The 21293-nt window shown below is 45.6% G+C and carries 19 protein-coding genes; 9 read left to right on the top strand and 10 right to left on the bottom strand.

The window, feature by feature from the left end; all coding sequences use genetic code 11:
- The first annotated feature begins 73 nt into the window (after window positions 1-73).
- The 3 genes from IE104_RS16720 to chrA all read left to right on the top strand — a co-directional run bounded on the left by IE104_RS16720 (window position 74) and on the right by chrA (window position 4574).
- Window positions 74-1894 (top strand): glycoside hydrolase family 9 protein, encoded by a 1821-nt coding sequence (locus IE104_RS16720; protein ID WP_189420587.1) that lies wholly within the window; start codon window positions 74-76, stop codon window positions 1892-1894.
- A gap of 152 nt (window positions 1895-2046) precedes the next feature.
- Entirely contained in the window at window positions 2047-3228 is a 1182-nt protein-coding gene (locus IE104_RS16715) for an alpha/beta hydrolase (RefSeq protein ID WP_189420585.1), read from the top strand.
- A gap of 2 nt (window positions 3229-3230) precedes the next feature.
- Window positions 3231-4574, top strand: coding sequence for a chromate efflux transporter (chrA, locus tag IE104_RS16710; RefSeq protein ID WP_189420584.1), 1344 nt, complete (start codon window positions 3231-3233; stop codon window positions 4572-4574).
- Between the two features lie 206 nt (window positions 4575-4780).
- On the opposite strand, the gene alkB is transcribed toward chrA, so the two are convergent.
- The 5 genes from alkB to IE104_RS16685 are packed head-to-tail and all read right to left on the bottom strand — an operon-like array spanning window position 4781 to window position 8211.
- Window positions 4781-5428 (bottom strand): DNA oxidative demethylase AlkB, encoded by a 648-nt coding sequence (gene alkB / locus IE104_RS16705; RefSeq protein ID WP_189420582.1) that lies wholly within the window; start codon window positions 5426-5428, stop codon window positions 4781-4783.
- 41 nt (window positions 5429-5469) lie between these two features.
- A complete protein-coding gene (locus IE104_RS16700) occupies window positions 5470-6192 on the bottom strand; it encodes a class I SAM-dependent methyltransferase (protein WP_189420581.1) in 723 nt (240 codons plus the stop codon).
- 21 nt (window positions 6193-6213) lie between these two features.
- Window positions 6214-6600 (bottom strand): DoxX-like family protein, encoded by a 387-nt coding sequence (locus IE104_RS16695; RefSeq protein ID WP_189420579.1) that lies wholly within the window; start codon window positions 6598-6600, stop codon window positions 6214-6216.
- Complete coding sequence (locus IE104_RS16690) at window positions 6600-7073, bottom strand: DUF2269 family protein (RefSeq protein ID WP_189420577.1); 474 nt, start codon at window positions 7071-7073, stop codon at window positions 6600-6602. The genes IE104_RS16695 and IE104_RS16690 overlap by 1 nt, the downstream gene beginning before the upstream one ends.
- Complete coding sequence (locus IE104_RS16685; RefSeq protein WP_189420575.1) at window positions 7066-8211, bottom strand: saccharopine dehydrogenase family protein; 1146 nt, start codon at window positions 8209-8211, stop codon at window positions 7066-7068. The genes IE104_RS16690 and IE104_RS16685 overlap by 8 nt, the downstream gene beginning before the upstream one ends.
- Window positions 8212-8348: 137 nt before the next feature.
- On the opposite strand from IE104_RS16685, the gene IE104_RS16680 reads away from it, so the two are divergent.
- Window positions 8349-9383, top strand: a complete 1035-nt coding sequence (locus IE104_RS16680; RefSeq protein WP_229838040.1) for an alpha/beta hydrolase — start codon at window positions 8349-8351, stop codon at window positions 9381-9383.
- Window positions 9384-9462: 79 nt separating this feature from the next.
- On the opposite strand, the gene IE104_RS16675 is transcribed toward IE104_RS16680, so the two are convergent.
- Window positions 9463-9882: an NUDIX hydrolase gene (locus IE104_RS16675; RefSeq protein ID WP_189420574.1), complete on the bottom strand. Its 420-nt coding sequence runs from the start codon at window positions 9880-9882 to the stop codon at window positions 9463-9465.
- 87 nt (window positions 9883-9969) lie between these two features.
- Here IE104_RS16675 and IE104_RS16670 point away from each other — a divergent pair, with 87 nt between their 5' ends.
- Complete coding sequence (locus tag IE104_RS16670) at window positions 9970-11115, top strand: hypothetical protein (RefSeq protein WP_189420572.1); 1146 nt, start codon at window positions 9970-9972, stop codon at window positions 11113-11115.
- A gap of 174 nt (window positions 11116-11289) precedes the next feature.
- Here the strand turns inward: IE104_RS16670 and IE104_RS16665 are convergent, their stop codons facing one another.
- The 4 genes from IE104_RS16665 to tkt form a co-directional block, all read right to left on the bottom strand.
- Window positions 11290-11823: a hypothetical protein gene (locus tag IE104_RS16665; protein ID WP_189420570.1), complete on the bottom strand. Its 534-nt coding sequence runs from the start codon at window positions 11821-11823 to the stop codon at window positions 11290-11292.
- Window positions 11824-11901: 78 nt separating this feature from the next.
- Entirely contained in the window at window positions 11902-13074 is a 1173-nt protein-coding gene (locus IE104_RS16660; RefSeq protein WP_189420568.1) for a phosphoglycerate kinase, read from the bottom strand.
- 95 nt (window positions 13075-13169) lie between these two features.
- Entirely contained in the window at window positions 13170-13490 is a 321-nt protein-coding gene (locus IE104_RS16655; protein WP_189420566.1) for a hypothetical protein, read from the bottom strand.
- Window positions 13491-13567: 77 nt separating this feature from the next.
- On the bottom strand, window positions 13568-15571 hold the full coding sequence (gene tkt, locus IE104_RS16650; RefSeq protein ID WP_189420564.1) for a transketolase: 2004 nt from the start codon (window positions 15569-15571) through the stop codon (window positions 13568-13570).
- Window positions 15572-16123: 552 nt separating this feature from the next.
- On the opposite strand from tkt, the gene IE104_RS16645 reads away from it, so the two are divergent.
- The 4 genes from IE104_RS16645 (at window position 16124) to metF (ending at window position 21270) form a co-directional block, all read left to right on the top strand.
- Entirely contained in the window at window positions 16124-17296 is a 1173-nt protein-coding gene (locus tag IE104_RS16645) for a metalloregulator ArsR/SmtB family transcription factor (protein ID WP_189420562.1), read from the top strand.
- Between the two features lie 342 nt (window positions 17297-17638).
- Entirely contained in the window at window positions 17639-18793 is a 1155-nt protein-coding gene (metK, locus tag IE104_RS16640; protein WP_189420560.1) for a methionine adenosyltransferase, read from the top strand.
- Between the two features lie 162 nt (window positions 18794-18955).
- Complete coding sequence (ahcY, locus tag IE104_RS16635; RefSeq protein ID WP_189420558.1) at window positions 18956-20326, top strand: adenosylhomocysteinase; 1371 nt, start codon at window positions 18956-18958, stop codon at window positions 20324-20326.
- 95 nt (window positions 20327-20421) lie between these two features.
- Window positions 20422-21270 carry a methylenetetrahydrofolate reductase [NAD(P)H] gene (gene metF / locus IE104_RS16630; protein ID WP_189420556.1) on the top strand — a complete coding sequence of 283 codons (849 nt, stop codon included), beginning with the start codon at window positions 20422-20424 and terminating at the stop codon, window positions 21268-21270.
- The last annotated feature ends 23 nt before the right edge of the window (window positions 21271-21293 follow it).

Below are 21293 nucleotides of genomic sequence, written 5' to 3'. Positions count from 1 at the left end.
TTTCCTGTGATAAAACGCTAGGGACATTGCAGGTATTCGCGAAGGTACTTTGATTAACCACTGGAGCCCCGGAATGCAAAACACTAAAAGCCAAAAATATATAAGTCTTGTCACGTTAAGCCTGATTCTCACCGCCTGTAGTGGAGGTGGCGATGGCAATTCAACACCGCCGCCCGCAAATTCGTCTTCGCTGAGTTCTATGCCCGCGTCAACAAGCAGTTCAATTGCGTCTACTGCGGCTCAATCTGATTTAATCAAGCTTAACCAAATTGGTTATAAACCCGGCGCAGAAAAACTTGCAGTTGTTCCGGCAGTGTCCGCAACAACTTTTACCGTGAGCAAAACCAGTGATAATTCTGTTGTACTTACCGGTAATTTAAGTGCAGCCCAAACCTGGGAGCCTGCTAATGAATCTGTAAAGCTCGCGGATTTTTCTTCAATAACAACTGCGGGTGACTACAAACTCACCGTGGATGGCATTGAAAAGCCAGCAAATTTCACCATTGCAGCCAACGCCTACGATGCACTTAATGCCGGTGCCATTAAAGCCTTCTATTACAACCGCGCGAGTACACCGCTGCTAGAGTCTCATGCGGGCGTTTATAAACGCGCTGCCGGTCACGCGGATACAAAAGTTTATATACACAAATCAGCCGCTTCGGCTGCGCGACCCGAGGGCACTGTAGTGTCTGCTCCTAAAGGTTGGTATGACGCAGGCGATTATAATCTTTACATCGTAAACTCTGGCATAAGCACTTACAGTTTGCTCGCCGCTTACGAAGGTTACGAAAATTATTTTAAAAACCAAAATCTCAATATTCCGGAAAGCGCAGATGATGTGCCGGATTTATTAAACGAAGCCATGTGGAATTTGGAATGGATGCTCGCCATGCAAGATCCAAATGATGGTGGTGTCTATCACAAACTTACGAGTAAAAGTTTTAGTGGTTTTGTGATGCCTGATGCCGATACATCGGATCGCTTTTTGGTTCAAAAAGCCACACCGGCAGCGTTGGATTTTGCAGCAGTTATGGCAGCCGCCAGCCGCATATACGCCCCATACGAATCTACGTATCCCGGTGTTTCCAGCAAAATGTTGAAGGCAGCTAAATCTGCTTATCAATGGGCAAAAGCAAATCCTGCGATTTATTACACGCAACCCAGTGACATAGCGACAGGTGCTTACGGCGATAAAGATGCGACAGATGAATTTGCGTGGGCTGCTGCTGAGTTGTATATCACGACTAAAGACGATAGCTATTATGCAGATCTCAATCCATCTGCAGTCACCGCAAATGTTCCGGCTTGGGGCGACGTAAAATCGCTCGCCTGGATTTCACTCGCACATCATTTGGATTCGCTTACTAAAGTTGCCGATAAAACTTTAATTAAAAATCGCCTTAATAATTTAGCGACTGATATAGTCGCTAAAAAAATGGCATCTGCTTATGGCGTGCCATTAGTTAATGGCGATTTTAACTGGGGTAGCAATTCAGGTGCACTTAATCAGGCGATAATGTTGCTAGCAGCTTATGAAGTGGATAACACCAAAACGGATTATTTAAAAACCGCACAATCGCTGTTGGATTATGTGCTTGGCCGCAACCCAACTGATTTTTCTTATGTGACTGGCTTTGGTGTGCGCACGCCACAAAATGTTCATCACCGTCCTTCAGTAGCAGACGGTATTGCTGGTTCTATCCCAGGATTTTTAGCGGGTGGCCCAAACCCAGGCCAGCAAGATAAAAAAGATTGCAGCGTGCCTTATGCATCCAGCTTGCCTGCAAAATCTTATCTCGACCACAGTTGCAGTTACGCGAGCAATGAAATTGCCATTAACTGGAATGCACCTTTGGTATACGTAAGCGCGGCCTTGCAAGTGCTTACGCCATAGGGTAAATAAATCTTCAATCGCGACATAAAAGCCGTCAATGCGAGTTAAGTATTGGCGGCTTTTTTATTGCGTGAAACAAACTGTGCTTGGCTAGTTATATTGTTTGCTACGTAATATGATTATGTTCATCAATCAACAGCAGAGCCCGTGCTATGAAGTTTTTATCCTTACTGATGGTGTTATTCATCTTGAGTTCATGTGGTGGTTTGCCCACAAAACTTCCATCGCCATTTTCAACTCCCGCCGTAGTAACGCCACCCAAGCCTGCTGAACCCGTGGCTGTTATACCTCCTCCCAGTATTGATGATGATTTTCAAAAAAGCCTAAGCCAAATATGGGGCAATTATTTTGCCGAAAACTATTCAGATACCCGTGCCATAGATGTGTTGGTGGTAAGTAACCGAAAATTCAAAGGCGAAAATTTTGGCTGCACTAATGATCAGTTAGGTGTTGAACTAGATTCCGTCACGCATTTTGGTGCTTGCAAAATCAACGTGCCCAAAAATCACAGTACGGGTTTAATTAAATTCACAAAGGACAATCGTCAGTCGTCCCACGAATTTTTTAAAATTTTAAATTCCAAAACCCTTACCGAGCCGACCGTTTTTGAGTATTTGAAAAAATCTGAACGCTACCCTTTGGTATTTGTACACGGATTTAATTTGCGTTATGAAGATGCCATTTTGCGTGCTTCACAAATTGCGTTTGATTTGAAATACCAAGGCCCCATTGTTTTATTTTCCTGGCCTGCCGGAGCGGGCGATGGATTTTTAGATAATCAGATGATTACGCGCACTTACGACGGCAATTTAAAGAATGCTAAAAATTCAATCGCAACCTTTAAAACCTTTTTGAATCAGGTGCGCGCAAATAATTTAAAAATTAATTTGGTGGTGCATTCCATGGGTCACCAAATTGTACTGCCCGCCTTGAAAGATTTTTCTACGCTTAACCCTAACAGCAAAATTATTAATGAGCTTATTTTAAATGCGCCCGACTACGAGGCTGACGAGTTTATTAATATTGCCGACGCCGTAAAACAAAATAGCAAACGCATTACCGTCTATTGCTCTTACAACGACCGCGCTATGACCGTATCCGAAATCTACAACAAAAATCCACGCTTTGGCGCCTGCGCATTTTCTGAAAATATTGACTCCATCAACGTGAGCCTGATAGATGCACCAAGCTTGGGTTTAGGCCACGGCTACTATTCCTCAAGAGCCATATTGGCGGATGTGTTTCAGGTGCTGCTCGGTATTGAAGCTGAAAAAAGACTTTTTGTTCGCAAAAGCGAACCTAATAGCACAGAAAAGTATTTCTTAAGACAATAATTATGACAGACACAGTTTTAGAATCAGCTCCAGCCCCCGTCAGCTTTTGGCAAGCTTTTTGGTTTTGGCTCAAACTCGGCTTTATCAGTTTCGGTGGGCCAGCGGGTCAAATTTCTATCATGCATCAGGAGTTGGTAGAAAATCGCCGCTGGATTTCCGAAAAACGTTTCTTGCATGCGTTAAATTACTGCATGGTATTGCCGGGGCCAGAGGCGCAACAACTTGCAACTTACATTGGCTGGTTAATGCATCGCACCTGGGGTGGAGTGATTGCGGGCGCATTGTTTGTTCTACCATCGTTATTTATTTTAATTTTTCTGTCGTGGGTTTACATCGCCTACGGTGACGTGAGTTGGGTGGCGGGATTATTTTATGGAATTAAACCAGCGGTGACCGCAATTGTGTTGCAGGCAGCACATCGCATTGGTTCGCGAGCATTAAAAAATAATATTTTGTGGGCGCTTGCCGGCGCCTCTTTTGTGGCGATCTTTGCGTTGAATGTGCCTTTTCCTTTTATCGTATTGGGCGCTGCCATTATTGGTTACTTTGGTGGCCGCTATGCTCCAAACATTTTTAACGCCAGCGCGGGCCACGGCGCGTCAAAAAAATCTTATGGTGCAGCGCTTATTGATGACAACACACCAACTCCATCGCACGCGCTTTTTAGTTGGTCGAGATTTGCATTTGTCTTTGCTATTGGTTTTGTGCTTTGGATTATCCCTATGGGAATTCTCTGTGCAATTTTCGGCTGGCAGCATGATTTCACACAAATGGCGTGGTTCTTCACCAAAGCAGCGCTGTTAACTTTCGGTGGTGCCTATGCCGTTTTGCCTTACGTTTACCAAGGTGCAGTTGGCCACTATCAATGGCTTACGCCAACACAAATGATTGATGGCCTTGCGCTGGGCGAAACTACACCGGGCCCTTTAATTATGGTGGTCGCATTTGTGGGATTCGTAGGTGGTTACGTTAAAGCCTTGCTTGGTACCGAGCATTTATTTTTATCTGGCGCATTAGCGGCGTCGCTCGTCACTTGGTTTACTTTTTTGCCGTCATTTATTTTTATTTTGGCGGGCGGCCCTTTTGTAGAAACTACACACAACAATTTGAAATTCACCGCGCCATTAACCGCAATAACAGCTGCGGTAGTAGGCGTTATTTTAAATCTCGCGCTGTTCTTTGGTTACCACGTATTGTGGCCGCAGGGTTTTAGTGGTTATTTTGATATAGGTGCAGCGGTGATTGCTTTTGCTGCTGCGATTGCGTTGTTTAAATACAATCGCAATGTTATGCATGTGATTGGTGCGGCAGCGTTAATTGGTTTGGCGATAAAAACATTTTTTTAACGGCAATGTATTCACAAACCACATCCATGTGGTTTGCCCTTCGGGCAGCAAAGCTGTGCAAATTGCTCGATTTCATTCCCGATGAAATTCTACCTCCCCATCCAGGTGTCGTCCTGCAATTTGTCATGTGATTGGTGTTGCAGCGTTGGTGGGTTGGTGCTCAAGCTATTTGTGCTGTAGAGCACGCAAGAAAAGTAACTGTGAAATTAAAGCGCTTTGCGAAAGGTTAGGTTGATCCGCTGCTTACCCAACAGCGGATGCACTCCTACTTTTATGGGCAGAATGCTGTGAAAAAATAATCGCGCTGCACCACCCCAAACAACCACATCACCATGCACCAACTGTACACGAATGGTTTTGTCCTCTCGCCGCAAACCGCCTAGTAAAAAAGTTGCCGGTAAACCTAAAGAAACCGAAACAATAGGCTGCGAAAAATCCCTTTCATTTTTGTCTTGATGCAAAGACATTTTTGCGCCGACTTTATATATATTTATCAACGCCGAATCCGGTGAGAAATTTTTATAACCAGCAGTCGTCGCTGCGTTTCTTGCAAGATCAAAAAAACTGCACGGCATTGCTGGCCAATTTTTGCGTGAAAGCGCATCGCGTTTTGAGTAACGGTAGCCGTAAGCATCACTTACCCAGCCTGCATCACCGCAACTAGTTGTCGCTACTGACATGGGCAGGCCACCGGGCGTCACCATATTACGTGGTGGGGCTTCGGCAATGACACCTTGAATATCTTGCAGAAGTTCATTTTCAAACGGTAGGGCGAAGCCGCGCAATAAAAATGCACCCGGAAGAATTTCCTGACGCTGCTGCTGTGGTTCACCTGAAAATAAATCAAAATTCATAAAAGCAATTATTCGACACGACCAACGCGAAGTGATAAAGGCTAGATAATGTTCTGAGTCCGCTCAACATCTTTCCATGCGCGACTTAAATTTTCTTTGAAGGCGTTAATCTCTTCGCTGCCGCCTGCTTTTTCAAATGCTTTAAATGCCGACCATGTTGTTATGTAGCCGTACAGTTGATGAAAATTCCAAGGTTCATTGATGACCATTTCAGGAAACGTCATTTCCTCAAAAGGAAATGGCAAATCTTTGTAACCGGACTCCACAATCCTGCGTTCTGGCGGCCAATAACTATCGAGTGTTTTTCCGTAAAAATCGTCAAACATCCGATTGCATTCTTTGTCTTCCAAAACCGCATTTTGGTAACTGATTAGCGCAATAACGCCATTGGGTTTTAAAACACGTTTTGCTTCGGCGTAAAATTTTTCCAAATCCAGCCAATGCGCCGCTTGGGCCACACTGATTAAATCAACAGAATGATCTGGAAGTGGAGCTTTTTCTGCAGGGGCAACTTTATAAACTAATTTAGGATGTGGCGCAGCGTTTTCAATTTGTTGCGCGCTGGCATCAGTCGCAATAACTTGTTGAAAATGATCTGCCAGCAACACTGAGAACTGCCCGGATCCACATCCACAATCAAGAGCACTCTCTCTTGTATGGCAAAGCGCAGCTAATTCTTTCGCCAATGTCGGTGGGTATTTGGGGCGATAGTTAGCGTAAGCGTCAGACTTTGTAGAGAAGTAATCTTTAAATGTAGATTCCATTAGCACCACCTAAATCGTCATTTAATGAGTAGTTAAAGAAGAATCAAACTTATACAAAAAAAATAGCAAAGCGAGGATAGGAATATTTTTTGTAATTGGCCCAAACGGATGCAACCAGAACTGTGGCGCTATAAAACTTAGCAACAATGAATAAACCAGAATAATAGTGATTTGTAATCTATAACACCACTTGAGTTGATAATTACCAAGCAACCATAAACCTATAAACGCATCTAACAGGCTCCCGGCGTTAATACATAAATCTGCAAAATCGTTTTGGATATTCTGTAGTGCCAATACTTCATACCCAATATCGCGACCCCACCAAAATGACGTTGCAGCAGTGAATAGCCACATAAATGCGAGACTAAAGCGACAGTAACGAAAAATGGTGGATTGTGTAAGCATTAAATAATCGCCAGGGGTTTAAAAATCATTAACCATAAAATTACCAAAATGCCGACGAAAGCGGGAATCCCCAATAGAATCCACAAACGCATTGCGCGATGAAAGTTGGTGCTTAGTACTCCTGTTTGTTCAGCTTCTTTCGCTAAATTTCTTAAACGGTATTGAATAATGACGACTGGGATCCAGCAGCAGCCGATAAATACAAACGTACTAAATACGGCATGAAACCAGGGCGCACCAAAACTATATTGCAACCGTTTCATGAGCAAAACGCCCGTTATAAATTGACCTACAACAGCGGGTGCGGTGAATAGCCAATCTGCCACAATAACAATGCGTGCCGTGTGTAAAATTACGCTGATGTTCTTACTGCGTGCTGCCATCAACATAAAAAATGCAATGCCAACACCGGTACCAAAGAGCACCGTAGCGAAGAAAATATGAAAATATTTCAATAGCAGATAATTATCCAAGTGGCTGCTCCTCGCCTTTGTTAAACAATTGATAATAAATACCCCAGCGCTCAGCGTGAGTTTTAAAATCTTCCAGTTTATACAAACCCAGACAGGGCTTTGCACCTGAGTCTTTATTCTCACCGCTAATTAATTGTTCAGCGAGTATGATGGCCGATAGCGTAGGAATGTAAGGGCCAACACCATGGGTTGCAGTTAACTGCCACACCAATTCAAGCGGCTTTTGTTGATGATCAATGCCGACTATTTTTACTCGCATTCCACCAATATCGGTACCCAAACCAATAAACCAGTTACTTGCGGCAACTATAGGTTTCACCACGGGCGACCAATTGCGCACGAGTTTATATTTGGCGAGCCATGCCATGCCGACCATACCCCAATGTAAAAAAGATAATTCAAGTCCAGCCTGAAAGTTCACGCGCTTTACCGATGGATAACGTGCCGGAAACAATTCCAAATCAGGAACATCCACATTCGCCAACCAGCGTTTACCAACTACTTTTCCAAAATCCAGTCTACGTGCAGACATCCATCCATACTTGTTAATCCACTGACCATTTTCAAAAATCTTTATTGGATGTCCCGTGTAGGAAAGAATCGCTTTAACAGTTGCTTCGCCACGCTCTGCACGGTTGCCGGGTGCAATAGCAATATCAATTTCGTCCATTCGTGAAAATTGCGGCGTTATTTCATCGATAACAACTGACGATAAACCTGGTACAGAACTGGCTCCGCTCACAACCAAAAGATTTTTTGAACGTGCTTGCACGTCTAGCTTGGTAATATCACACACAAACCGACGGTCATCTGCTAAATCAATATAATGTGCCCCTGCATCAATACAGGCTTGTGGCACGCGATAATCTTGCCCTTGAAATGGCCCGCTGGTGTGAATCACCAAAAACGGTGATAAGTTTTTTAATTCTTGTGCGAAGTTTTCGCTGAAAATATCCAAGGCAACAGGTTTTAAATCAGCAGCGTAATTTTCTGCACGTAACTTTTTACATAAATCATTGGCTTTTTCCAAATTGCGACCGGCAACCAGTAAGCAAACATCAGCATGTTTGGCTAAGGATTCGCTAATACGTTTGCCGAAGTTTCCATATCCACCAAGTACAAGAATTGTTTTTGCCACGAGAATATTCCCTGCCCTATCTATGTATTACAAAAGTAATCAGATGCACCAAAACTGCCAACTTAACCAAGCTTAACTTCTCAGATAAGGAGTCTGCAACTAAGCTTGGGAAACAAACATACGTTGAGAGATCTACCATGAAAAACTTAAATAATCGTTCCTTGATGCAATCTTCATTATTGTTGCTCGCATCCGTGTTCTTGTGGGTGTCATCTGCCCAAGCCCACGAGTTTACGGCGCATAAAAATATTGTTTGGGCGTCACCTAAAAATGTCTCGCTTACCGCAGATATCTATGTACCCAAAACTGGCAAAGCAAAATATCCCGTGCTGGTAATTTATCATGGTGGTGGATGGCTGATAAATAATAATTCCATTATGAATTCCATGTCGGAATATATTGCCTCGCATGGCGAGTTTATTGTTGCCAATATGAATTATCGTCTTCTACCTGAAAATAAAAATACCACCAACATGAATGAAATTGTTGAAGATGCGTTGGGTGGTGTGCTTTGGGTAAAAGATAATATCGCAACCTACGGCGGCGATCCAAAACGCGTTGCAGTTACTGGAGACAGTGCGGGTGGCCACCTTGCAAGCATGGTATTGCTAAGCGGCCAAAAATTGGAAAGCGATGGTTTTGCGGGAAACACCTTGGGTTTTAACCCAAGCTATTTACCGAAAGGCAAAACAGCAGAACAAGTTGCAAAAGCAGATGGTTTAAAGGTACAGGCAGCAATCATTAGTTACGGAGCATTTGACTTATATGGTGCTGCGCAAAACAATTTTGAAAAACCTAGCAATATGTTTTGGGCGTTTGCAAAGGCCGATGCTCGTGGAATATTTGGAAGTTCAATTAACGTTACTGACAATGCAAATTACTATAAAGCCGTTTCACCCATTTACAATATCCCTTTGGCATCTACTTATAAATTGCCACCGCAATTTGTTCACGTTGGCAGCAAAGACAATACAACGCCACCCGCTGCCGTAAAAGCTTATGTAGAACAATTGGAGAAAGCGGGCCAACCCGTTGAGTTTAAGCTGTATGAAGGCAAGAACCACGCATTTTTAGATACTGGCTGTAACGAGTTCTTGAAAATGTGTTTTGATAAGGATGCGCCCGATGCACTTAATGACATCTTGCATTTTTTAGAAAAAACATTGAAATAAATTTGTGTAGTAAAAAAAGGACGGCGAAAGCCGTCCTTTTTTAATTTGGAATTTTGTTCCACTTGTTTGAGATTTTTAGTTAATTTTTGTTTGCGGCAAGAAAATCTGCCAATCGGCTTTTGAGTCTATCAATTGCTTTTGGGTGCTCCATAAAATCCTCAATATTCATCATTTGCCAATACTGGCCTTCCTCGCTAAATACAATCGCATCAATTTCTTCCTGCTTCCCTTCTGCAACAAAGAAATAGGAGTTGCCCGTGTTGTTAAAGTTAACCCCAACTTTTTTGTAGATCAGGCGTGATTCATCCAGCTTTAGGGCAAATTCTTCTTCTAGCTCACGCAGTACACATTGTTCTGGAGTTTCGTCACCTTCGCGCATACCGCCGGGAAAATCCCACATATTGGGGAAAGGAATATGCGCAAAATCATCACGGAGATAAACAAGTAATTTATCGTCAATAATGTAAGCGAGTTTGCAAGCGGTGAAGTGTTTATCCATACAATTTTTTGTTGATAAGCCGGTAGTCGAAATATATTCTCAAGCATTGTATCAACTCTATAAAAAGATAAATTTAATAAATAGGCAATGGATTTACTGCTCAGCCAGTCGCGTTGCTTTGGCTTTCAATTAATGGACGCTCAAATCATGAGTTACGTTATTCACATCTGGGAGCAACCCAGCCCAGCCACATGGAAAGAGGCGGACGCCTTACAAGCCAACCTTGTTGGCAAGAAAGCGACGCCTAATCCGAAATTCGCCCAACTTGCTCAACAACTGTTGCGGGATTTTCCCCATGTTCGCGGTGCACAGGGATCGCCCTGGATCGAGGGAGCGCCCGACGGCCAGGTTGATGAGGCTAGCTGGGCGCTCGGTATTGATAGCGCGCAAATTGAACGGGTGGTTCCTGTACTGGTAACTCATGCCCTTGCGCTGGGTTTGACGGTATATGACGATCAAGCCGGCGAAGCCTACCTCCCCGGCAATTGGCGACTCTCCCCCGAGGGCCGCGAACCGCTGGAATGGTTGGAGGTCGCGGAGGATTCTGAGTTTGAGCGCAAGGCGAAGGGTCAGAATTATTTAGAGGAGCGTGTCAGGGCTCTGGTATTACCTCACTTTGAGGCTCATGGTTTTAGCCTTATCTGGCGTAGGCAATTGTACAGGCATGATGCGCTTAGCTTGATTCGTCAAACCCCTTTGGGCGAGCAGCGCATACAAATGATTGCCCAGCAATGGTCAGACAACTATTGGGACCTTTGGCTTGACTGCGAAATAGCACCGCGCCTGCCTCAAGATTTATTGGACTGGAGCAAACCCCAGGATCACATCCGATTGGTTTGGAGGGATCTGGTCCCATTGAAACATTTTGCTCGCTGGCCGGAGACGCCCAAGCCTTTTGATTCACTTTTTCGATGCTGGGATAGGGATCAATTAGAGAACTTTCTCACCCTTTATGCTGCATGGGCCAAACAGGAATTGCTGCCGCTTCTGGATCGTTGCAAGGGTTTGCGAGGATATCTGGAAGTTGATTGTGAGGAGACTAATGTGATGATTAAAGCAACAATGGTTGGCCTGGCCCTCGCGCATTGCGCCGGTGACCCGGCGTTGGCGGAACGCGCCGAACGCTACGGCCTACAACGCAGTCCTAATCCGCGTCAGCATATTTTTCAGCAAGCTTTTGAAGAGTTGGCAGCTTTCCCTCAGTACTTTGGCGCTGCGACGAAAAAGCGATAAAGGTTTCTGCGTTTTAATATGTTGGGCATTATTGTCCGATTGGAAAGTCTGAAAGCGCTTAGCAATAGTCATCGCGCGTTATGGCTAAATAGTGCTGAACGCAATCGTAAGAGTGAGAGTAATTGAGTGGATATCAATTTGAATATTTCGAAAAAATAAGAAAAGAAATATCTATTATTTTTGGCGAGGATCAAATAATTCTCTGGCCAAACCTTCCAGTACTTCATAGTGCGGGTGTCCCGGAGTTATGTCGAAGCGTCCGGTTTGGCTATCTGTGAAAAACTGATTACAAATTTGGACACGGCTTTTCTTAGGTTTCAGAAGTGCATCTGCATCAGCGTAGGCTTTCTCCTGCGCCACGCCATATTTATCGAGGTTTGTTTGGTATTGAGTAAACGCGTCAGGATACATAGCTCGTTTACCGTCATAGCGCACAGCTGCTGCTGAATAGCGATAGTTTGTTTGACCCCACAAAGATTGTTCTGGCTCACTCAATTCCGAAGCCGGCATCTTTAATTCCTTTCTACAACGACTAGCCATTCGCGAAAGATAAAAACTCATTTCACGCATGTAGATAACAGCTGCATCTCGCTCTGCACTCGGGGTGACTTGAACTGCAGCTAGTTCTTCTCTGGAAAGTTGCGGTAATTCAGCGAAGGTGTTGCTAGCTAGTAGGGATAGGCAGATAAGAATTCTGTGTAATTTCATACTTGAGCACATTAACGATTATTCATTTAAATATAAAAAAAGCGATCCGAAGATCGCTTTTTTAAGTCGCTGCAAACATTAACCCTTCGCACGCTCTTCCAAAATCGCAACGGCTGGCAATACTTTACCTTCTACGAACTCTAGGAAAGCACCACCGCCGGTAGATACGTAAGAAATTTTGTCAGCCAAATTCCACTTGTCGATTGCAGCCAAAGTATCGCCACCGCCTGCCACAGAGAAAGCTTCGCTGTCGGCAATTGCGCGGGAAATTGTTTCTGTGCCTTTTGCAAATGCATCGAATTCAAATACGCCGCAAGGGCCGTTCCATAAAACGGTTTTGGCGTTTTTGATAATCTCGGCAACGCGCGCTGCGGTTTCTGGGCCGTAGTCGATGATTTCTTCGTCGGCTTGGATTTCGCTTGGCTTTTTAACAGTCGCTACTGAATTGTGGTTCCAGGATTTGAAGCCTTCTTTGGTTACGCGCACGTCGGTTGCAAACACAACTTCGGTGGTTTTGCACAGGCGTTGTGCTTCTGGAATTAAATCTTTTTCGTAAAGTGAGTTGCCAACTTGATTGCCAGCTGCTGCTACGAAAGTATTTGAAATGCCGCCGCCTACTACAAGAATGTCAGCGATTTTTGAGAGTGCATCTAACACGCTCAATTTGGTAGATACTTTTGAGCCGCCAACGATGGCAACTAATGGACGCGCTGGTTTATCCAAAACTTTTGCAAGGGCTTCCAGTTCTGCTGAAAGCAATGGGCCTGCTACTGCAACAGGTGCGAATTTCGCAACGCCGTGAGTTGATGCTTGTGCGCGGTGCGCGGTGCCGAATGCGTCCATTACAAATACGTCGCAGAGTGCGGCCATTTTTTTGGAAAGTTCGTCTGAGTTTTTGCCTTCGCCTACGTTGAAGCGAACGTTTTCTAGCAGCACTAAATCGCCTTGGTCAGCAAAACCATCAACCCAATCTTTTACCAGCGGAACATTGCGGCCCAATTTTTCGCTGAGATATTTTGCAACAGGTGCGAGTGAAGAGGCTTCTTCGTAAACGCCTTCATCTGGGCGACCCAAGTGCGACATCACCATGACTTTTGCGCCGGCAGCGAGTGCAGCTTTAATGGTGGGGATGGAGGCATCAATACGCACCGCAGAAGTGATGCGGCCATCCTCCAGAGGTACGTTAAGGTCCTGGCGAATCAGAACGCGTTTACCGGCGAGGTCTTGGTCTTTCATTAGTTTTACAGTCATGCTAATTGCCTTTTAAAGAGGGCTCCGAATAAAGCCGATGTGACGATTATAAAAATGCGAAGTTTACACAATTGGCGGCGCCATTAGGGGAGATTTTATTCCCATGCACCCGTTCCAATCTGGGCCAGGAATTCAAATCCGGCAGTGGTTTGGTAACTGATAATAACGCCTGCGCCGCAACGAACATCAAGTGAACGGCCATCCTGGATTATGGAGACGAGAATATCGGCTGGCGCTGCGATGGGATTTACCTCGGCATAAATCTGGATGACTTCGCCGTTGGGCAATACGAGATCTTGTTCGGTACCAAGAGAAAAGAATCTGTCGCCGTCATAGGGTGGTATGTCAATAACAACCCGGGTGAGATCCTCCCCGCCTTCGTTGTATGAAATCACCAGGCTGGTTAAATTGGTCATGGTTGCTCCTTATTCCAGTCAATTTCCATCACCCAAAACAAAACACCCGACTTGCGTCGGGTGTTTTAGCTTACAACTTAGTCTTCCAGCAACTCTTCTACAGTGCTGACGATGTTATCGACAGTGAAGCCGAAGTATTCGAGCAGCGCTGGGCCGGGAGCTGATTCGCCGAAGGTGGTCATACCTACTACGCGGCCATCGAAGCCAACGTACTTGTACCAGTAATCTGCTGCTGCAGTTTCAACGGCAACGCGTGCGCTTACATTGCTTGGCAATACAGATTCTTTGTAGGCAGCGTCTTGGCGGTCGTACACAGAGGTTGAAGGCATAGACACAACGCGAACGTTTTTGCCTTTGGCTTTCAGGGCTTCTGCTGCTTTAACCGTTACGCCAACTTCAGAACCTGTAGCGATCAGGATTGCATCTGGCTCGCCTACTGAGTCAACCAACACGTAACCGCCTTTAGCGATATTGGCTACTTGCTCTGGAGTACGGGCAAATGTATCCAGGTTTTGACGGCTGAATACCAAAGAGGTTGGGCCAGTGCGACGTTCGATAGCCGCTTTCCAGCTCACTGCAGTTTCAGCAGCGTCAGCGGTGCGCCATGTGTCCATATTTGGAGTCAAACGCAAAGTACCGAGCACTTCGATTGGTTGGTGAGTTGGGCCGTCTTCGCCTTGACCGATTGAGTCGTGGGTGTAAACGAAGATGTTTTGCAGTTTCATCAATGCCGACATACGCACAGCGTTGGCTGCGTATTGTTGGAACATCAGGAAGGTTGCGCCGTAAGCGATGAAACCGCCGTGGGCAGAAATACCGTTCATGATGGCGCTCATACCGAATTCACGTACACCATAATAAATGTAGTTACCGCTGGCATCAGCCGCTTCAACACCTTTAGAGGCTTTTACCAAGGTCAGGTTAGAGCCAGCGAGATCCGCAGAACCGCCCAACAATTCAGGCAAGAGTTGCGCGAACAGAGCGATAGAGTTTTGTGATGCTTTACGGCTGGCAATTTTCTCACCTTTCGCTTGGCTTTCTTGAATGAAGGCTTCTGCTTTGGCAGCGAAGTCAGCAGGCAATTCGCCTTTGATTACGCGGCGCTCGAATTCAGCAGCCAATTCTGGATGAGCAGCTTTATAGGCAGCGAATTTCTCGCCCCAAGATTTTTCTGCAGCAGCGCCTTTGGCTTTTGCATCCCAAGCAGCGTAAACATCAGCTGGAATAACAAAAGGCTCGTATTCCCAACCGAGGGTTTTACGGACCAATGCAACTTCTTCCAAGCCCAGTGGTGAGCCGTGGCAGTCGTGCGATGCTTGCTTGTTCGGTGAACCGAAACCGATGATGGTTTTGGTGATGATCAAAGTCGGCTTAGCAGTTTCAGCTTTAGCGGCTTCGATTGCAGTTTTGATTGCGGCAGCATCGTGACCGTCTACTGCGCGGATTACGTGCCAGCCGTAAGCTTCAAAGCGCTTGGCTGTATCATCGGTAAACCAGCCTTCTACATGGCCATCAATAGAAATGCCGTTGTCATCGTAAAACGCAATCAGTTTGCCCAAGCCCAAGGTACCGGCCAAAGAACAAGCTTCGTGACTAACGCCTTCCATCATGCAGCCATCGCCGAGGAAAACATAGGTATTGTGGTCAACTACAGTGTGGCCTTCGCGGTTGAATTGCGCTGCGAGAATTTTCTCAGCCAACGCCATACCTACACCGTTCGCGATACCTTGGCCCAATGGACCAGTAGTGGTTTCTACACCAACGGTGTAGCCGCGCTCTGGGTGACCTGGAGTTTTAGAGTGCAATTGACGGAATTGCTTGAGCTCATCCATTGGCAAATCGTAGCCAGAAAGATGCAGCAAGGAGTAAATCAACATAGAACCGTGGCCGTTAGACAATACGAAACGGTCGCGGTCAGCCCAGTTTGGGTTGGTTGGGTTGTGCTTTAAAAAGTCGTTCCACAGAACTTCGGCGATATCGGCCATGCCCATTGGGGCGCCAGGGTGACCAGAGTTAGCTTTTTGAACAGCATCCATTGAAAGGACGCGAATGGCATCAGCCAGGTGTTTACGGGAAGGCATCGAGAGAAGCTCCTATTTATTAGCAATTGGCCAATGCTTTTGGCATTTAGCAAAAAAGGTTGATTGCGATAGCGTTTAAGGCGACCTCTGGCGGATCTTTTCGTCACCGATGCCTGTAATAAAGGTGGCACAGTGCTGCTGATTTCGTTGGATGGTTCTACTTTTCAGAGCGCGTTGCCCTGTTTTTAGAGCGCTTTGCTCTGTTTTTAGAGCGCTTTGCCCCGCAGAACACTTTGCACTTGCTGCTCAATAAGATCGCCAGCTCTTTATGGGGAAACCGCGAGCTCTATGACCGAGGAACAGGAAGGACACCCCCGCCAAATCTTGTGTGTCCGGCAAACAGGGGGTGCACATTCTCGCTCAGCCGAGGCCATGGGTAAAGCAAAGTCTGACGAAAAGTCATCATCCAAACGGGGCGCATAATATAGTTATGTAGACTATAAGGTCAATTCCAAATGCTTTCCCGCACTTTTATTTTTGTCGCAATAAAAAGCTTTACAACTATATCAAAATATTTTGATATAGATTTTTTCGCCTGCTAGACTGCACACCATGACTGAACTCCTCGACCACGACCATCTCGACCTGCCGCTGCTCACCGAGCAAGTGCATGACGCCGAACTGCCAGAGCTTTCCGAGCCCAGGGTGATTGCTCCTGCATTTGAGCCTGTCGACATCCCGTCTTTGCACGAAGTTGTAGTGCTGCCAGCGACTGATGCGCCGCCGATTTTGACGGATATAGTTGAGCCAGCCTCGCTGCCGACGGTGGATGCCCAATCGCTCCCTAATTTGCTCAAGGCTGCGGGAGATGGTTTTCGTTTAGAGATTTTGCGCGTGCTCGCGCAGGATTCCTTTGGTGTATTGGAGCTGTGCCGGATTTTCAATGCCAAGCAATCGGGTATGAGTCATCACTTAAAAGTGCTGACCAGTGCTGGATTGCTCAGTACGCGTCGCGAAGGCAATAGCATTTTTTATCGTCGGTCTTATTTAGTACCCGATAGCCCACTCGCCAGTTTGCAGCAGGCGCTCTTCGCCAGTATCGACCAATTGCCAATTACCGAATCCGTGCAAACCCAATTGCGCGAATTGGAACAGGAACGCAGTTTGGCCTCGCAACAATTCTTTGCCGAGAACGCGCATAAATTTCGCGAGCAGCAAGATCTAATTGCCAGTTATCCCGTATATGCCGAACACATGACGCAATTGCTCAACAATACTCCGTTGAAAAATTGGACTCTCGCGCTAGAAGTCGGCCCCGGCGAAGGCGAATTTTTACCCGTACTCGCGCAAAAGTTTTCGCAAGTCGTAGCGCTCGATAGCTCGGCAGAAATGTTGCAGAAATCGAAAGAGTTTTCGCAGAAACAAAACTTGCGCAGCATGGAATTTATTCACGGCGATACTCACGTTCTCGCTGAGAAAAAAGTTCTGGCAGATTGCATAGTGGTAAACATGGTGCTGCACCACACCCACTCGCCTGCTGATATTTTCCAGGATTTAAGCAAAGCCCTCGCACCAGGCGGCGCATTGTTGATTTGTGATTTATGTCGCCACGAACAAGCTTGGGCAAAAGAAGCCTGCGGCGATTTATGGCAAGGTTTTGAGCCGCAAGATTTTTCGCGCTGGGCAACCGCTGCCAATTTAAATGAAGGCCAAAGCGTTTACTTTGCACTACGCAATGGATTCCAAATTCAGTTAAGGCAATTTTTTAAACCGGCGAACTTCTAAAGAATTTAATTGTGGCACCGAGAATTCCCATGTGAGTTCCCCGAGCATCGCAAGAGAATTGCCGTAAAACGCACAGGACGTGCGTTTTAGTGACTACGCGACAAGGATGTCGCGTCGGAACGACGGCAATTATCTGAGAAGCGCAGGAAACAGGAACGAGCTGGGTGTCTTTTCTTTTGGTTACTTTTGTTCATGAAAGCCATCCGTGGCTTTCACCCTTGCGGGCAGCTTCGCTGTGTAAAACTGCTTTCATGCAGTTTTGTGGACAAGCAACGAAAAGTGACTCGCCAGCAGGCGAAATGAAATTTTCAAATTGAGTTTATTTTTAATAGGAAAAACAAAATGTCCGAATATTCAGTCTTCACCTCCGAATCAGTTTCCGAAGGTCATCCCGACAAAATGGCAGATCAGATTTCTGATGCCGTGCTCGACGCCATTATTAAAGATGATCCCAACGCGCGCGTTGCCGTAGAAACTTTAGTAAAAACCGGTATGGCAATTGTTGCCGGTGAAGTGCGCACATCGACTTATGTTGATTTGGAAGATTTAATTCGTCAGGTAATTCTGGATATCGGCTACAACTCATCCGATGTTGGTTTTGATGGCGCGAGCTGCGCCGTATTAAACGCAATCGGCAAACAATCATCCGACATCGCCATGGGTGTTGACGAAGCAACCAATAAAGATATGGGTGCAGGTGACCAGGGTTTAATGTTTGGTTATGCAACAAATGAAACCTCGGTATTAATGCCAGCGCCAATTTTTTATTCGCACCGCTTGGTAGAAAAACAAGCGCAATTGCGTAAAAACGGCGTCTTGCCCTGGTTGCGTCCTGATGCAAAAAGCCAGGTGACTTTGCGTTACGAAAACGGCAAGCCTGTTGCTGTAGATGCTGTTGTGCTTTCTACGCAACACAGCCCGGATGTAAAACAATCTGAAATTCATGAGGCGGTACGTGAATTAATTATTAACCAAGTCTTGCCAGCAGAATGGTTGCACGCGGGTACGCAATATCACATCAACCCAACTGGTCAATTTATTATCGGCGGTCCAGTGGGCGATTGCGGTTTAACAGGCCGTAAAATTATTGTGGATTCTTACGGCGGCATGGCGCGTCACGGGGGGGGTGCATTCTCTGGTAAAGATCCATCAAAAGTTGACCGCTCAGCTGCTTACGCTGGTCGTTACGTTGCAAAAAATTTAGTAGCAGCGGGCATTGCTGATCGTTTGGAAATTCAAGTGAGCTACGCTATCGGTGTTGCTGAACCAACATCTATTTCTGTGAATGCTTTTGGCACTGGCAAATTACCAGATGCAGAAATCGTGAAATTAGTGCGCGAACACTTTGATTTGCGTCCACGTGGTTTGATTGAAATGCTGGATCTTAAGCGCCCTATTTATCGTCAAACAGCAGCATACGGCCACTTTGGCCGCGAGCTTCCTGATTTCACGTGGGAAAAAACTGACAAAGCGGATGCATTGAAGAAAGCGCTTTAATTTTCAAAATTTTTCGCACAACGCATTTATATATCCGTCGTCATCCTCGCGCAGCGGGGACCCAGCAGTTCACTTTATCTTTTAAGGGCTGGATTCCCGCTACGCGAGAATGACGGAAACAAAAATCAGCGAATCATTTCGTTGAACGACAGGAAATACATCATGAGCTTCACTGACTACAAAGTTGCCGACATGTCCCTCGCCACCTGGGGCCGTAAAGAAATTGAAATTGCTGAAGGCGAAATGCCAGCATTGATGGCGTTGCGTCGTAAATACAAAAGTTCAAAACCACTAGCTGATGCAAAAATTATTGGCTGTATTCACATGACAATTCAAACGGCAGTGTTGATCGAAACTTTGGTTGAACTCGGTGCAGAAGTGCGTTGGTCATCGTGCAATATTTTCTCTACGCAAGATCACGCTGCTGCCGCAATTGCCGCTGCAAACATTCCAGTGTTTGCATGGAAAGGTGAAACCGAAGAAGAATTCTGGTGGTGCATCGAACAAACTATTTTGAAAGATGGCAAGCCATGGGCTGCGAATATGATTCTCGATGACGGCGGCGACGTAACCCAAATCGTTCACGAAAAATATCCGCACATGCTCGACTCAATTCACGGTATTTCTGAAGAGACAACCACCGGCGTGCACCGCTTGTTGGAGATGTTGAAAAAAGGTACCTTGAAAGTTCCAGCCATCAACGTAAACGATGCAGTAACCAAAAGTAAAAACGACAACAAATACGGTTGTCGTCACAGCTTGAACGATGCGATTAAACGCGGCACCGATCATTTGCTCGCAGGTAAAAAAGCATTGGTAATTGGTTACGGCGATGTGGGTAAAGGTTCTGCTGCATCACTGCGTCAAGAGGGCATGATTGTAAAAGTTACCGAGATCGATCCTATTTGTGCAATGCAAGCATGCATGGACGGTTTCGAAGTTGTGTCTCCCTATAACGACGGTATTAACACCGGCAAATACGAAGATATCAATCACGTAGTTCTTGGCACAACCGATTTAGTTGTCACCACAACCGGTAACGTAAACGTTTGCGACTCCGCAATGTTGCGTGCATTAAAGCGTAGCGCCGTTGTGTGTAACATCGGTCACTTTGATAGCGAAATCGATACCGCTTACATGCGTAAAAATTGGGAGTGGGAAGAAGTTAAACCACAAGTACATAAAGTGTATCGCGATAAAGCCACTAACGACCATTTGATTATTTTGTCAGAAGGTCGTTTGGTAAACCTCGGTAACGCAACTGGTCACCCATCACGCATTATGGATGGTTCTTTTGCAAACCAAGTGTTAGCGCAAATGTATTTGTACGAGCGCAAATTTGCTGACCTTCCTGCGGAACAAAAAGCAGAACATTTGTATGTTCGCGTTTTGCCGAAAAAATTAGACGAAGAAGTTGCAAAAGATATGGTGGAAGGTTTTGGTGGTGTGATTACCAAATTGACTGCGCAACAAGCAGAATATATTGGCTTCGCTGTTGAAGGTCCGTTTAAGCCAGAATCTTACAAGTATTAATTATTTTCCGTAGGTTGGGCCGCGCCGCACAGACATGGCGGTCCAACAGGACAAGCAAGTGTTGGGTAGTCAAACCCAACCTACAGGAATGAAAAATGAACGATTCACAACCGCGTTTAAGTTTTGAATTTTTTCCGCCGAAGACATCGGAAGGAAAAGAAAAGCTAATTAAGGTACGCGACCAGCTCAATGAATTTGAGCCAGATTTCTTCTCGGTAACCTACGGTGCCGGTGGCTCAACGCGCGATAACACCAAAGGTGTAGTCACTCAATTTAAAAATGATGGCATTAGCATTGCGCCTCATTTATCGTTTGGTAGCGATGACGAAGCAACAATTTTAAAGCTGCTGAATGAATACAAATTTTTTGGCGTAGATCGCATAGTGGCTTTGCGTGGTGATGTTCCATCCGGTATGGGCGGCCAACAGCAACTCGTTTATGCTAACGAATTGGTAGCTTTTATTCGCCAGCATTTTGGCAACACTTTTCATTTGGAAGTAGCGGCCTATCCAGAAATTCATCCGCAAGCTAAAAGTTATAGTGATGATATTAGTTTTCTGAAAGGAAAATTTGATGCGGGTGCTGATAGCGCTATTACGCAATATTTTTTCAACCCGGATTCTTATTTTTATTTTATCGAACAAACGCGCAAAGCCGGTATTACCAAACCTATTTACCCCGGCATTATGCCCATTATTAACTATCGCAATTTAACGCGCTTCTCTGATACATGCGGCGCAGAAATTCCGCGTTGGCTGCGTAAGGCGCTGGAAAATTACGGCGATGACGATGCAAGCTTGCGTGCGTTTGGTGTGGATTTAGTAACAGAGCTGTGCGAAGTTCTCTTGGAAAACGAAGCACCCGGTTTGCATTTTTATACCATGAACCAAACTGAGCCTACGGCGCAGATCGTAAAAAACTTAGGTTTGGTGCCAGCAGAATAATATTTTGTGATTGAAAAAAGCCC

This window comes from Cellvibrio zantedeschiae (assembly GCF_014652535.1).
Lineage (GTDB): Bacteria > Pseudomonadota > Gammaproteobacteria > Pseudomonadales > Cellvibrionaceae > Cellvibrio > Cellvibrio zantedeschiae.
The sequence above is the reverse complement of the archived record's forward strand: the minus strand, read 5'-3'. Positions and strand labels throughout refer to the sequence as shown.